Below are 13254 nucleotides of genomic sequence, written 5' to 3' on the forward strand. Positions count from 1 at the left end.
CGATAGCGATAAAAAGTGAACAAATCGACCCCAATCAACAGGGGATGCCTCATGCTCTGTCGTTGCGTGAAATTGAAAAGTCCTATGGTCATCATCAGGTACTAAAAGGGATTAATTTAGCTGTTAAATCTGGCGAGGTAATTAGTATTATTGGCCCTTCAGGGTCAGGTAAAACAACCTTGATTAGAACCATCAATGATCTTGAAAAAATTGATAATGGTGAAATCGTTTTATTTGGTGAAGACTTTATTAAACCTAAACAAGAAAGTATTAAACACGATGTGTACCAAGGCATTAAACGTATTGGTATGGTGTTTCAGTCCTTTAACTTGTTTCCTCATAAAACCGTGTTACAAAACATTATGATTGCGCCTCATTATCACCAGAAAAATAGCTCAGTTGCAGAAACTAAAGCACAGGCACTGTTTTTATTAGACCGCGTTGGTTTATTAGCGCATGCGGATAAATATCCCCATCAATTATCTGGAGGGCAACAGCAGCGAGTTGCAATTGCACGCGCGTTAGCTATGTCGCCTGATATTATGCTGTTTGATGAGCCGACTTCTGCGTTAGATCCTGAGATGGTTGGAGAAGTATTGAAAGTGATTCAAGATTTAGCTAAAGAGGGGATGACAATGATTATTGTGACTCATGAAATGGAGTTTGCCCTATCGGTATCAGATCGAGTGATTATGATGGAAGAGGGCATAGTGCAAGTAGATGCTAGTCCTAATGAGATTATCAATAATCCAGAGCAGACAGAAGATTTTAAACGTATTAAAGAATTTATGGGGAAGGTTGCCTAATGGACGAGCAAGAACAAAAGTTACGCCTTGATTTAGCCGCAGCTTATCGGTTAGCCGCTATGTTTGGATGGGAAGATACTTTATATACACACTTCTCTGTGCGCTTACCTGGAGAGGGTGAACCGCGGTTTTTAATTAACCCTTTTGGTTTGATGTTTGATGAAATCACTGCCAGTAATTTAATCGTGGTTGATGCTCAAGGTCATATTGTGAGTGGCGATGCAAAATATAACCCTGCTGGTTTTACTATTCATAGTGCTGTACATAATGCTCGTGATGATGCCCATTGTGTCATTCACACCCATACTTTAGCTGGCATGGCGGTCGCAGCTTGTGAAAAAGGTTTACTGAATCTTAATCAAATCAGTGCAGAGTTTCATGAACAAGTCGGGTATCACGATTATGAAGGCGTGGCATTTAACTTAGCAGAAAGAGAGCGAATCCAAGCATCTCTCGGTGACAATATGGCACTGATTTTAAAAAGTCATGGTTTATTAAGTGTCGGTGAAACCGTTGCAGATGCCTTTCAAATTATGTTCTATTTGAATAAAGCCTGTGAAATTCAATTAGCAGTAGGGCAAATGTCGAGCTTATCTTCTATTGAAACTATTCCCGATAAGCTCGCAAGTTATGTGTCAGGTCAATTTCAAAAAGTGGCGTATGAGAGACAAATAGTGTGGGATGCATGGTTAAGAAAACTTGACCAACTTGATCCATCATATAAGGAGTGAGAATGAAACCTGTTGTACTGAGCATGATTGATAATGAAGAGTTAACTGAGCAACTGTTGGTCTGTGCTAAAAAAAATCATCCCGAAGTGGAATGGGTGTTGCCGGATAACCCTTTAGCAATACAAGCAAAAGTAGCCGCTTGTTGGCACCCACCTGCAACAATATTAACAGACTTCCCCAATTTACAATGTTTACATTCAGTGGGAGCTGGTGTGGATAATTTAGGGGAGTTACTCAATTCATCGGTAAAAGTAAACCGTATTATCGACGATGGACAAAAGATTGGGATGTTTGAGTATGTGTTATGGGGCGTTTTATATTACCAACGAGATATGGACCGATATAATCAAGATAAGAAGCTAAAACAGTGGAACCCTCTGCCTCAGCGTACCATGCAAAGTATCAAAATCGGTATTTTAGGTTTGGGCGAGTTAGGTGGTTATGTCGGTGAAAAGCTGGCAGCTATGGGCTATCAAGTTTACGGTTGGTCGAGAACAGAAAAACAAATTGATGGCATAACAAGCTACCATGGACAATCCATGCTACCGACACTATTGGAAGATCTGGATATACTAGTAAATCTATTGCCTTTAAATTCACAAACAAAAGGGATCCTTAATCTGGATTTACTTTCAAAGTTACCGAGTAAAGCCGCATTAATCCATTGTGGGCGAGGTGCTCATTTAGTGGAGAAAGATCTAGAGACATTATTGAATAATAACCAGCTTCGTGGTGCTCTTTTAGATGTCTTTTCAACAGAGCCCTTACCAAAAGACAGTAATCTGATGGCCATGGATAAAGTATTTGTTACTCCTCATATTGCTTCTACTGCAAGCAATGAAAGTATTGCCTCTCAAGTAGTACAATCAACTTTAGATTTATGAGTTAAGTGTTATGACTAATAAGGCTGGTACTTTTTCTGAAACTACGAATAACTAATCGCACTTTAAGTAGGTAATAGAATAAATCTATCACCTACTGCTTTAATAGTATTTTTTGTTTTAAAAACAGTCTGTTTAAGTTGTTTTAAATGACGTAAGTGATTCATTTATTTTGTTCTTTTCACATTCTATTACAACATCTTCCCATGTTTGAGGCATCGTAAAATAGAAGCCTTGTACCATTACATCAGGTAGTAGTTGAGCATGTTTAATATCTGCCTCTGTTTCAATACCCTCTACAATTACTTCAAGCTCATATACTTTTGCAAGCTCGTAAATGATATCCAGCGTTGGTTTTTTACCTATTGGGGTGTTGCTTAAACTTTGTACAAAAGATCGATCTATTTTTAAGGTATCTAATGGGTAATTCACTAACTGATTAAAAGAGGTATAACCCGTGCCAAAATCATCTATGGCAATACTCATTCCTAAAGATTTTAGTTGTTTAAGACTTGTAATAGCTTGGTAATCTTCTGGCATTAAACAGGTTTCTGTTATTTCGAGTTCTATCTGTTTAACGTCTAGATCATATTTATCGATTAGTGCTTTTAATCGAATATAAAAATCATCGTTACGTAATGATTTGGATGAAACATTGATGGCAAAGAAACCTGCAAAATCAGTTTTGTTTGTTAGCTCTTGAAGTTTAATGAAAGCATGTTCCGCTACCCATAAATCAATCATTAAAATTAAATCGGTTTGTTCCGCAATGGGAATAAATATATCTGGTCCGACACCAATGTTAGTTAACGTTGGACATCTTAATAAGACCTCATAGCCTTTAAGTTCGAAACTTGCTGCACAATAAGCGGGCATAAAGACGAGCTGTAATTCATTATTCTGTATTGCATCAGTTAGTTTATTGCCAATTTTTATTTCATTATTTATCTTATTTTCAAGTTCAGCTGTATATAATTTGTAATTATTTTTGCCTACACTTTTTGCTAAATACATTGCGCTGTCAGCTTGATTGAGGAGTACTTCTCCACTTTCAGTTTTGTCTTTTGTATAGGCAATACCCACGCTTGCATGAATAGTAAATTTATTGGAGCCGATATTAAAACTGTCATCAAAAATATGACAAATTTGTTTACCGATTTTTTGTATTTCAGAAATAGATGTCATGTTACTCAGTAAAATCACGAACTCATCTCCTCCAAGCCTTGCGATACTCATTATTTGTTGATTCGTGTTGATATTGCCACTCATCCTCAGCATATTTTTTAATCTTTGGCTAAATGTGATTAATAATAGATCGCCAGTATCGTGTCCACAGGTGTCATTTACATACTTGAAGTTATCCAAATCTATAAAAAATAGTGCAATGTAATGTGTATTTTTAATCTCAGGGAGAGAATATAAAGTTTCATTAAAGCTTGCTCTATTTGCAAGCCCTGTAAGCGGGTCGTTATTAGCAAGGTTATTTATTTTTATAATCAAAGAAATGTAACTTTCATTTAAGTCTGACACTTCGTCATCGGTCGATAATGGCTTTAACTCGACGGTCAAAGAGGCTTCAACTTCTTTGATACTTTTAGCCAATGCGGTAATGGGAAAAATAATTTGCTTATCAATAAGCTTAACAACTACAAAGTAACTTAACCCAATCAGTATTAAGCTGACCAAAATAAGTTTAATGAGGAATGCGTTTAAATCTTTTGCAAAATAACTCTCATCTAGTGTTATCTCTATAGTAAACAGTTCAGTTTCGATCTTGGCTTGGTATGCATCGTGATTCATAGACTGAAACGGAACAAGGTTAGCGGATATTTTATCTATTATTGTATTTTTACTTAGCGTTATTTTGGATGTGATGAATCCGTGATTAGCTTTGATCAGATCCTCTATTGCGACTCTGATTAAACCTCTACCAAGTTGAGTTTGAGTAATATAGAGATCGTCATGAGGATCATAATGTTGTTTTGATGTTAGTTGATAAGGAGAAAAAACTTGAATTATATTAAATAACCTATGTTTAGTATTATCAATAAAGTAATAATACTGGGATATTTTTTGATTTGGGTTATTTTTAATTTTATCCAAAATAGTTTGGGTCTGCTCTTGCAAAATAGGAGCTGCAAAAGGATCTTGAGTATTAATGTGTATGATGAGCTTTTCATTTTTATCATAAATAATAAAGTCATTTACAATATGTGAGGGATTGCTTTTTTTGTTTGTCTTATCAATAAACTGTTCTAAAAATTGGCTTATGTAAGGGGCTGTTAATTTAATACCAAGTTCATTCTGTGTGAAGATAAGTGATGCTTCTTTGCTGTCAATTTTATGTTGAAGATAGCTTTGCGCGTAAGCTAATTCGTACTCTGATTTCATAACCGTATTTTTAAGGTATTCATTAAGAGAGTAAATTTTATTGTCGATCAGTTGTGTTTTATAAATACCATAGTAGATACTCGTGACGGCCGCAGAAACGAGTACTATTACAGGTAAAATAATGTATCTTAATTTCTTTCCAAGTTTCACTGTATAGTTACTCTTGGATATTTAATATAGATACCATACGGTTACGTATCACAAGGTCTTCATCAGATATTATTTTATAATATTCACTTCTATTAATGACCTCTGCGTTAGGCGATATTTCACTGTCGTTCTTATAATCATCATCTGCGATTAATTTTGCTGCTTCATTAGTCGTTGAAAACCACATTTCAGATGCATTTTTATAGGCAACGGTAGGTTCATTAATAAAAGAAAGGAAAGTTTTAGTGGCTTCTGTTATTGGTTTTCCTCCTGGTGCTGCTAGGCAATCGATAAAAAGTAGAGTGCCTTCTTTAGGCACAACATATGTCCAGTCATTTTGTCCTGTTGCTTGTTTAAGGTTAAAAATATCACCGGAGTAAATAACTGAAAGCGTCAATTTAGATGCACTTTTTTGCTCATCAACATAACTGAGGGGGTATCCGTATCCAAGTAAGTATTGTGATTGTGCTTTGAGTAAAGCATATGCAGATTTTAATTCATTTTTATTATTAGAGAATGGGCCAAACCCTTGAGCAAGTAAAGCAACCGCGACCGTATCTAGATCATCTTTCAGCATCATGGTTGTTCCAATATGTTCATCGGCCGGAGTTATAATATCATTCCATGAATCAACCTTTTTCTTGGCAATAGAAGAGCGATAGGCAATACCCATCGTTCCAGTGGAATAAGGAACTCCATATTGACCGCATGACTCTCTTGATTTCAAGCTATTATTTTGCAGGTTATCTATTTCAAGAGTTGGTAGTACAGCTAAAACACCTGTTTCTCCATATCTCTTGGCAGTTGCATTATCGACGAGTACTAAATCGTAACGAATGCCTTGTCCATTCATTAAAAGTGCATTTCGGTCAACTTCACTATCGAAAAAGTATTGTTTTACAGTGTGCCCAGTTTTCTGAGTAAACTCATTAATAATTTCTTCTGAAATGAAGTGCTCCCATATAAAAACTTTAATTTCTTGCGCATTGAGCGGTAAAGAAAATGTTAAAGCAAGCAATGTTTTTAATACATTCTTCATATTTATTCCTAATTTTTACTTATAAAAGTAGCACTTTGGGGGTATTTATCCAGTTTTTTAAACGAAAAATTACTTAAAATAAGCAGTAAATCCTAAATCTAAATAGCATTAAGGTATTGGGGTAAAGAATAAATATTTAGATATATTTATAATGAAAATTGTTATGGAAATAGGGCGTGATAAAAAATGTGTAAGCAGTAAAGGCAAAAGGAGGGATTATTTGAAGCAGCTTATTTAAGTTACTTGTGCATCCATTTTAACACTTTTCCTGTGATATCTATGTAGCTCTCTAAAAATAATCTATCTATTGTCTAAAATTTTTCTTCTTATTCTGTGCTAAAGGTTGCTCCGCTGATAGGCTTATTGATTTTAAATACTTACTCATCTTATTATAGAACTTGCCGATATATAAAATATGTTATTAGTAAGTGGTTTATTTTACGATAAAGACCAGCTATCAAACTTAAGTTTTTAATACTTAAAATGTTTTCGTGAAGGGCAATGACGACTACTAAATATTACGTAACGACTTATTTTAATTTACACATTAAATATTCTAGTAAATGAAATATTTAGTTATCAAATCAATTAACAATAATAAAAAAACTAATATCAGTTAAGTCTGTTATGGTTAATTATTTTAAGCTTAAGGAAGTAACATGACGGTTTCTGTTTTAATTTGCGATGATTCGAATATTGCTAGAAAACAATTAAAAAAAGCACTTCCTGAACAATGGAAAGAAAGTGCGCTATTGGTTAATAATGGTGAAGAAGCACTTGAAGCATTGCAAATGGGGAATTTTGATCTATTATTTTTAGATTTAACGATGCCCGTGATGGATGGTTTTCAGGTTTTAGAAAATATTAAAGCACAAGGCTTAAAAGTAAAAACAATTGTTGTTTCTGCTGATTTACAGATTGAGGCAAGAAATAAAGTAGCTGAGGATGGCGCAATTGATTTTATTAGGAAGCCTGTTTCCGAATCGGCATTAATAGGTGTTTTAAATACACATGGATTATTATGATTGAAAGCCTAAACTTCAATGAAGATCAACGCGATTACCTACAAGAAATCTGCAATATAGGTATGGGGCAGGCTGGCGAGTCGTTATCGATGTTGTTTGAGCAATATGTAACACTGTCGGTTCCAGCGATTGAAATTATTAAGGCGACAGAGCTTAATTCTGTATTACGCCGCTTAATTCCTGCGGAAACGATCTCTGTTGTTAGCCAAGGCTTTTATACTCATGTAACTAACCCTAAGTTTTGTGGTGAATCCTTAACGATTTTCAGTGATACCAGTTTTGATAATCTCGCTCAATTGCTTGCCTTTGACGAAGAAATGACACCCGAGTTTGAACAGGAAATTTTGCTAGAAATCTCCAATATTATCAATGGAGCTTGTTTAAGCGGTATTGCAGAGCAGCTCTCTGAGCGTTTTTTTAATACGCCACCTTCTATTATCGGCCAGTCTATGCCTGTTGATAACTTATTATCTCAACAAGAGATTCGATGGGATCATGCTCTATCAATAAAAATAGAATATAAAGTTGAAAAACACTCCTTTAAGTGTGATTTATTATTGTTGTTACCTGATAGCTCTATTAAATATTTACAAAGTATTTTAGATAAACTATTGGATGAGTTTTAAATCTGATGACGAATAAATTTGCTTACACTCATAATATTATTGATTGTCTTGATAATGGCATTTTCGTTGTTGATAAGAACTTTACTATCCAACTGTGGAATAAATTTATGGAGGTGCACAGTGACTTCACTGAAAGTGAAATCATTGGTAGAAATTTTTTTGAGTGTTTTCAAAACCTTCCTCAAAAATGGCTTGAAAGAAAGATAAACAGCGTTTTCCTACTTAATCATGAGTCTTATACTTCATGGGAACAAAGACCATATTTATTGCAGTTTTCTCATGGTAGATCGGTGACGGGTCACTTAGGGTTTATGTATCAAAATTGTAACTTTGCACCCATCTGTAATCAGGATGATGAGGTTGAATATGTTTGTATATCTATTAAAGATATGACAGATATCGCTATCTCTACTATGCAATTAAAGGAAGCTTGTGCAGAATTAGAGCGTATTAGTAGTATCGATGGGCTAACTCAATTATTCAATCGAGCACATTGGGAAAGAGCATTTGCAAATGAAGTGGAAAGAATAGATAGATACGGCGGTAAGGTTTCATTAATTATTTTTGATATGGACAATTTCAAAAGTATCAATGATCGCAATGGCCATTTATTTGGTGACCAAGTGTTGAAGGAAGTGGCTAAACGCTGCAAAAGTGTGCTGCGTTCGGTAGATGTTATTGGACGTTATGGTGGAGAAGAATTCGTGGTTTTCTTACCTGAAACTAACATTCAAGAAACGGCTTTAGTCGCTGAAAAGCTAAGAAAAAATATATGTGATACACCTGTACGTTACGAGGGGGTTGCGTTATCTATCTCTATTAGTGCTGGTTTTACTACTTCAGGAAGCGAGTATAATGATTTTGAAAAGTTACTTCATCAAGCTGATATTGCCTTGTATCAAGCAAAGGCAAAAGGTAGAAATCAATGCGTAAATTATTTAAATCTGCCAGCAGAAGCGTTTGAAAAATAATTGAATTGCAATGTATTACAAGGTTGATAAGTAAAATGGGAAACTAGTTGTTAGTATTCACTGATAACATAATCTAAGCCTTTTGTTTTAGCTTGATACATTGCCTTGTCTGCAAAGGACAATAACCCTTCAGCATCACAATCCACCTCTTTACTTAGAAATGCAATACCAATACTGACGCCTAAAGATAAAATTTGTCCTTCATGGTGGATAGGTTTTTCAACAGCGACTTTTATTTTTTCTGCTACTTTGACTAAAGAATTAGTATTAGTGTGATCTTCAATAATAAAAATAAATTCATCTCCACCAACACGGTAAGCACTATCACGCTGACGAAGAGAAGTAAGTATACGTGCTCCAATTGTTTTCAATGCCGTATCACCTGCCGCATGTCCAAAGTTATCATTAATATATTTAAAACGATCTAGATCTGCCATTAATACCGCAAAGTGGTGGCCTCTTTTTTTAGCATTTTCAAATCGAGTACTCAATAGCTCTTCTAGCTTCGTACGATTATGAAATCCAGTTAATGGATCGGTTCTCGCAAGGCTATATAAACGTTTGTTTGCTTTATTAAGTGATTTTGTTCTGGACTCAACACGTTCTTCTAATTCATTAGTAAGCTTTTGTAATTTTAAATTTGAATCCGCTAATGAATTTTGACTGTTAGATAACCGACTCATCATTGCGTTAAAGGTGATTGCCACAGTGCTTAATTCATCTCTTCTTCGCAGTAGATCCCAGTGAGTTCCTTGTTGAGAGTCTAAGTCTATATTTCTAATATGGTTGATTAATGAATTAATAGGTTTGCCTAAATTATTACGTAAAAAATGGATCATTAAAATAACCCCTGTAAAAATGATCAAAGACGCATACATAAGCATTTTTATGAGAAATTCGGTGAGTTTAGACTCAAGTAGGTGTTGGTCTATTGTTGCTATTATGTAATGTTGTTGCTGAGTAACAGGCGGTAGGGATTTTTTGATTAAATACTGGTTATCTTGTGAAATGAAGTGGTTGGGTTTTGATATGGTAGTCTGTTGGTTGTTCAGAGGGGTTGATTCAAAGAGAACTTTTCCATTTTCATCAATTAATGCCGCGTAGATGAGGCCTTCTGTATTATCTACCAATTTTTGGCATAGTGCTTCATAACCAAAAAATTCATTAGGTAATAAACCAAGCTGCAGTAAACGTTCTGTTTTATAGATGAGCTCTTGTACGGCAATATCACCTCGCTGAATAAATAAATTTTTGTTGGTATTATAAACTTCTATCGTAAATACAAATAAAATGATTGAGGTAATGAGAGTTAGGCTCACGGTAAACAAGATTGCTATTTTACTGGTGAGTGAAATGGGCATTATTCGCTCCAATCGTACTGTTTCTTAGTTTTTACACTGAGTAAAAGTTGCACATCGATGTTTATTCCTAGTGTTTTTGCACGTGCAAGGCTGATCATTGGTTCACCTTTTTCACTTGAGCTAATAGGAATATCGCTTGGGGAAACCCCATCAACTAATATTTTTCTAGCCATTCCCCCAGCAATGTACCCTTGTTGATAAGCGGAGATCGCTACAGCTGCTAGCGTACCTAAGTCAACACGAGACTCCCAAAATGAGAAGTCTGGGAGTTGGCTATTCTCTGCTGTCCATTTTAAAATTTCTTTGAAATCAATGTCCTTGTTATTTTCGTCTTTAATATTAAAAACACCTAGTAAAGCAACCGCATCCACCTTAGTTTGTAATGACATCATCATGTCTTTGTAATCACTAAATGTGTTAGCAAGGTACCATTGTGTAACTTCAATATCTGGATTTGCTTTTAGCTTCTCTTTTATGCGTTTAACAACCCCTGCCCACATTGGATCAGAGTCAATGATCACTGCAATGCGTTTTATATTTTTGTTAAACGATCTGAGTAAGTTTACTGCGGGAATAAAGTGTTCATATTCCATAACTCCAGTGACATTGTTGGAATTTGAAAAATGGTAGAGCGAAGGATCTCGATTAACGGCACTGAATACGATGGGTAAGGTAGTATTCACATAATCCTGAGCAAAGTACTTTTGTGCATTATCATCATTGCTATAAAGTAAGTCAGGTTGCCATTGAGTGACTAAGTCTTTTGCTATAGTTACTTTTTGTTGGATAAGGATAGGGTCACTAGCTCGTTTAGTGTCTAATTCAACAATCTTATACTCTACATTATTAAGTGCTAGGCCATCTTTAAAGCCTTGTAGCTGATCTATATTCCACTCCCATGACATATGGTAACTAGGGACATGTAAAATACGTAATGGTTGGTTTTCATCAGCCAGTAGGCGAGTCGTAAGACTTGAAAAGATAATATAAAAAACGATAGCAAATCGAAAAAACATATTCATGACCCTCTTAAAAAATTGGAGCGAGCATTTATTCGATAGTATTTTTTGGTGGCTAACATTGTTGATTATAATCTGAATAGGTCAAATTAACTAAAAAAAACATTACCACTATCTCAATATAAGAAATAATACAGATTTACAGATAATTGTTAAATTAAATTATATTTAAATCACATAACTATTTAAAAGTGAGTATTTAGTTGTATTTACTAATTGTGTTCTAGTAAGCATCATCAGCAATTGGCGAAAGTGAACAGAGATAGAGATGTTCCTCGCTATGTATTGTAAATAAATGAAGATGTTTTAGTTCAAAGCATTTTAAATAAGTATCGATATTATAGCGATATGCTGATCGCCCAAATGGCTAAAATAGTTACAGTGATAAAGATCATTGCTTTGGTTTTGTGCTTTTTAATCAACTTCTCTGCCTGGTTCCCTGCATAGTAAACTATGATTGCTAATCCAAAGTAACGTATCGATCGTGCAATGGTGGCGGCCATTAAAAATAATAACAGTGAATATGTAGTTGCCCCAGCGGCGAGCATGGCAATTTGAAAAGGGATGGGAATAATACCTAAGGTCATAACAAACCAAAAACCTTGGGCTTGCATTTTTTGCCTTACCATTTCAAATTGCTCTGGTGTTGATAGCGTATTGATTACCCAGTCTCCAACGGCATCAAATAAATAATAGCCTAATGTGTAACCAAAGAGTGCGCCAATCAAACACCCGATTGTTGCCATTAATGCGATAATCCATAATCTCTCTCTACGAGCTTGCATTAAAGGAACTAAGATTGCTTCTAGTGGAATAGGGACGATCACTGATTCTAAAAACGAAGCGATGGTGATCCCAGTAAGCATATGTTTTGAATCGATAAACTGGCGAGTTCTTTGTTTTAAATTAATCTTGGTTGGCATAAGACTCTCTTAGTCGGTATTAATATAACTGAGCTTATCTCTTAAATTCAGAGATCTATAAGTTTATATCAAGTTTTATGCCAATGACTAAGTTGTTATTAATTAAGTGAAAATAAGCTATTAACTATTGTTTATAGTGTAATTTTTACAGAGTTAATACTTGATCTACTGTATTTTTACAGACAGGACTATTTTACTTTGGATCGTAGATAAGCTCGCTTAATAGCGGAAAGTGATCAGAACCAACAGAAGGCATTCTCTCTATTTTACTTAAAGTGAAGTGCTCGCTATGGAAGATATGATCTAATGGCCAACGTAAAAATGGGTAGTCAGCATGAAATGTATTAAACATTCCCCTGCCTATTCTTGGATCTTTTAAGCCGCTTATTTGTCTAAATGCTTTGGTGGTTGGTGACCAAGCTACGTCATTTAAATCTCCGGTCACTATTGTTGCTTCTGTTTTTTTCGCTATCTGTTTTGCTATTACCAGCAACTCTTTATCCCTAGGTGTAGAAGTATCATTTTCAGTAGGGCTAGGTGGAGCTGGATGAAGAAAATGACACTTAATCTTAGTGTCTTCATTGAGAATTAAATAACAATGAATAGAAGGAATATCTTTTTCAATTAGCTCTAATACTTGGATATCCTCTAGAGCATATTTACTGTAGAGGTGCATTCCATATAGGTTATCGAGAGGGTGATTTACTCTATAAGGGTAATCCTTGTGAATTGATGCTAATTGAGTCTCCCACCAAAGGTCTGTTTCCAGTGTTACTAGCACGTCTGGTTGGTGATGATTAACGAGATCAATTAATTTGTTTACTTGTCGGTTTGGCATTAACACATTACTGGTCATTATTTTAATTGATGGTTGGCCTTGAATTCCTGAGCTTTTAGGGACTTGCTTAGTACACAATCTTGTATAAGGAAAGATCCACATTAATTGATAGCTAGTTAATAATGCGTTGGTGATAAGTAAGGCTAAACATAGGACTGGCGAATCGATAAAACTGCTAGCAAATATTAATACAAGCGTAATCACTGCTATCTGTACTCTTGGAAATTCCCAAACTCTTGATATCCAGTGATTTGAGGGAGAAAAAGGTGCGAAAGTAACAAACATCATGATACTTGTTATTAGCAATATAGTGATTTCGAACATTTGTAATTCCTAGTGATGGTGTCGGCTTTCTTTTCATAACAATTGCATTAAATAAGTGATCTAAACTTTGCTCTATATAGTTAAACAGAGTCAAAGATAAATACAAGAGATTCATATAATTAGATAGATAAATATGCTATTTAATTTTTGTTTTTTTATGGGGGAAATT

The 13254-nt window shown here is 34.9% G+C and carries 12 protein-coding genes; 6 read left to right on the plus strand and 6 right to left on the minus strand.

Going from position 1 to position 13254, the window contains the following annotated elements; all coding sequences use genetic code 11:
• The first annotated feature begins 44 nt into the window (after positions 1-44).
• From AC0L3W_RS15285 to AC0L3W_RS15295, 3 genes are read left to right on the plus strand one after another with little or no spacing between them, the layout of a single operon-like run.
• Positions 45-806 (plus strand): amino acid ABC transporter ATP-binding protein, encoded by a 762-nt coding sequence (locus AC0L3W_RS15285; protein WP_354669234.1) that lies wholly within the window; start codon positions 45-47, stop codon positions 804-806.
• Complete coding sequence (locus AC0L3W_RS15290; protein ID WP_409440134.1) at positions 806-1537, plus strand: class II aldolase/adducin family protein; 732 nt, start codon at positions 806-808, stop codon at positions 1535-1537. Before AC0L3W_RS15285 ends, AC0L3W_RS15290 begins: the two co-directional genes overlap by 1 nt.
• 2 nt (positions 1538-1539) lie before the next feature.
• On the plus strand, positions 1540-2421 hold the full coding sequence (locus AC0L3W_RS15295; RefSeq protein ID WP_409440133.1) for an NAD(P)-dependent oxidoreductase: 882 nt from the start codon (positions 1540-1542) through the stop codon (positions 2419-2421).
• A 132-nt stretch (positions 2422-2553) separates the two neighbouring features.
• Here the strand turns inward: AC0L3W_RS15295 and AC0L3W_RS15300 are convergent, their stop codons facing one another.
• The gene (locus AC0L3W_RS15300) at positions 2554-4959 is read right to left on the minus strand and encodes a putative bifunctional diguanylate cyclase/phosphodiesterase (protein ID WP_409440132.1); all 2406 of its coding nucleotides are present in this window, start codon (positions 4957-4959) and stop codon (positions 2554-2556) included.
• Between the two features lie 7 nt (positions 4960-4966).
• Positions 4967-5998 (minus strand): polyamine ABC transporter substrate-binding protein, encoded by a 1032-nt coding sequence (locus AC0L3W_RS15305; RefSeq protein WP_409440131.1) that lies wholly within the window; start codon positions 5996-5998, stop codon positions 4967-4969.
• A gap of 659 nt (positions 5999-6657) precedes the next feature.
• Here AC0L3W_RS15305 and AC0L3W_RS15310 point away from each other — a divergent pair.
• Genes AC0L3W_RS15310 through AC0L3W_RS15320 form a run of 3 tightly spaced genes read left to right on the plus strand, consistent with a single transcriptional unit; the run spans position 6658 to position 8620 of the window.
• A complete protein-coding gene (locus AC0L3W_RS15310; RefSeq protein WP_290040272.1) occupies positions 6658-7023 on the plus strand; it encodes a response regulator in 366 nt (121 codons plus the stop codon).
• The gene (locus AC0L3W_RS15315; protein ID WP_409440130.1) at positions 7020-7649 is read left to right on the plus strand and encodes a hypothetical protein; all 630 of its coding nucleotides are present in this window, start codon (positions 7020-7022) and stop codon (positions 7647-7649) included. Before AC0L3W_RS15310 ends, AC0L3W_RS15315 begins: the two co-directional genes overlap by 4 nt.
• Before the next feature lie 5 nt (positions 7650-7654).
• Entirely contained in the window at positions 7655-8620 is a 966-nt protein-coding gene (locus AC0L3W_RS15320) for a sensor domain-containing diguanylate cyclase (protein WP_290040276.1), read from the plus strand.
• 50 nt (positions 8621-8670) lie between these two features.
• On the opposite strand, the gene AC0L3W_RS15325 is transcribed toward AC0L3W_RS15320, so the two are convergent.
• The 4 genes from AC0L3W_RS15325 to AC0L3W_RS15340 all read right to left on the minus strand — a co-directional run bounded on the left by AC0L3W_RS15325 (position 8671) and on the right by AC0L3W_RS15340 (position 13085).
• Positions 8671-9981 carry a diguanylate cyclase gene (locus tag AC0L3W_RS15325; protein ID WP_409440129.1) on the minus strand — a complete coding sequence of 437 codons (1311 nt, stop codon included), beginning with the start codon at positions 9979-9981 and terminating at the stop codon, positions 8671-8673.
• Complete coding sequence (locus tag AC0L3W_RS15330) at positions 9981-11003, minus strand: ABC transporter substrate-binding protein (RefSeq protein ID WP_290040280.1); 1023 nt, start codon at positions 11001-11003, stop codon at positions 9981-9983. Before AC0L3W_RS15330 ends, AC0L3W_RS15325 begins: the two co-directional genes overlap by 1 nt.
• A gap of 335 nt (positions 11004-11338) precedes the next feature.
• Positions 11339-11923, minus strand: a complete 585-nt coding sequence (locus AC0L3W_RS15335) for a YqaA family protein (RefSeq protein WP_409440128.1) — start codon at positions 11921-11923, stop codon at positions 11339-11341.
• A gap of 193 nt (positions 11924-12116) precedes the next feature.
• Entirely contained in the window at positions 12117-13085 is a 969-nt protein-coding gene (locus tag AC0L3W_RS15340) for an endonuclease/exonuclease/phosphatase family protein (protein ID WP_409440127.1), read from the minus strand.
• Positions 13086-13254: the final 169 nt, after the last annotated feature.

Source organism: Psychromonas sp. KJ10-5, assembly GCF_055808325.1.

Bases quoted from the DNA above. Each gene is read 5' to 3' on its own strand.
- AC0L3W_RS15285 (WP_354669234.1), top strand. From the start codon at position 45: ATGCCTCATGCTCTGTCGTTGCGTGAAATTGAAAAGTCCTATGGTCAT.
- AC0L3W_RS15290 (WP_409440134.1), top strand. From the start codon at position 806: ATGGACGAGCAAGAACAAAAGTTACGCCTTGATTTAGCCGCAGCTTAT.
- AC0L3W_RS15295 (WP_409440133.1), top strand. From the start codon at position 1,540: ATGAAACCTGTTGTACTGAGCATGATTGATAATGAAGAGTTAACTGAG.
- AC0L3W_RS15305 (WP_409440131.1), bottom strand. From the start codon at position 5,998: ATGAAGAATGTATTAAAAACATTGCTTGCTTTAACATTTTCTTTACCG.
- AC0L3W_RS15310 (WP_290040272.1), top strand. From the start codon at position 6,658: ATGACGGTTTCTGTTTTAATTTGCGATGATTCGAATATTGCTAGAAAA.
- AC0L3W_RS15315 (WP_409440130.1), top strand. From the start codon at position 7,020: ATGATTGAAAGCCTAAACTTCAATGAAGATCAACGCGATTACCTACAA.
- AC0L3W_RS15320 (WP_290040276.1), top strand. From the start codon at position 7,655: ATGACGAATAAATTTGCTTACACTCATAATATTATTGATTGTCTTGAT.
- AC0L3W_RS15325 (WP_409440129.1), bottom strand. From the start codon at position 9,981: ATGCCCATTTCACTCACCAGTAAAATAGCAATCTTGTTTACCGTGAGC.
- AC0L3W_RS15330 (WP_290040280.1), bottom strand. From the start codon at position 11,003: ATGAATATGTTTTTTCGATTTGCTATCGTTTTTTATATTATCTTTTCA.
- AC0L3W_RS15335 (WP_409440128.1), bottom strand. From the start codon at position 11,923: ATGCCAACCAAGATTAATTTAAAACAAAGAACTCGCCAGTTTATCGAT.
- AC0L3W_RS15340 (WP_409440127.1), bottom strand. From the start codon at position 13,085: ATGTTCGAAATCACTATATTGCTAATAACAAGTATCATGATGTTTGTT.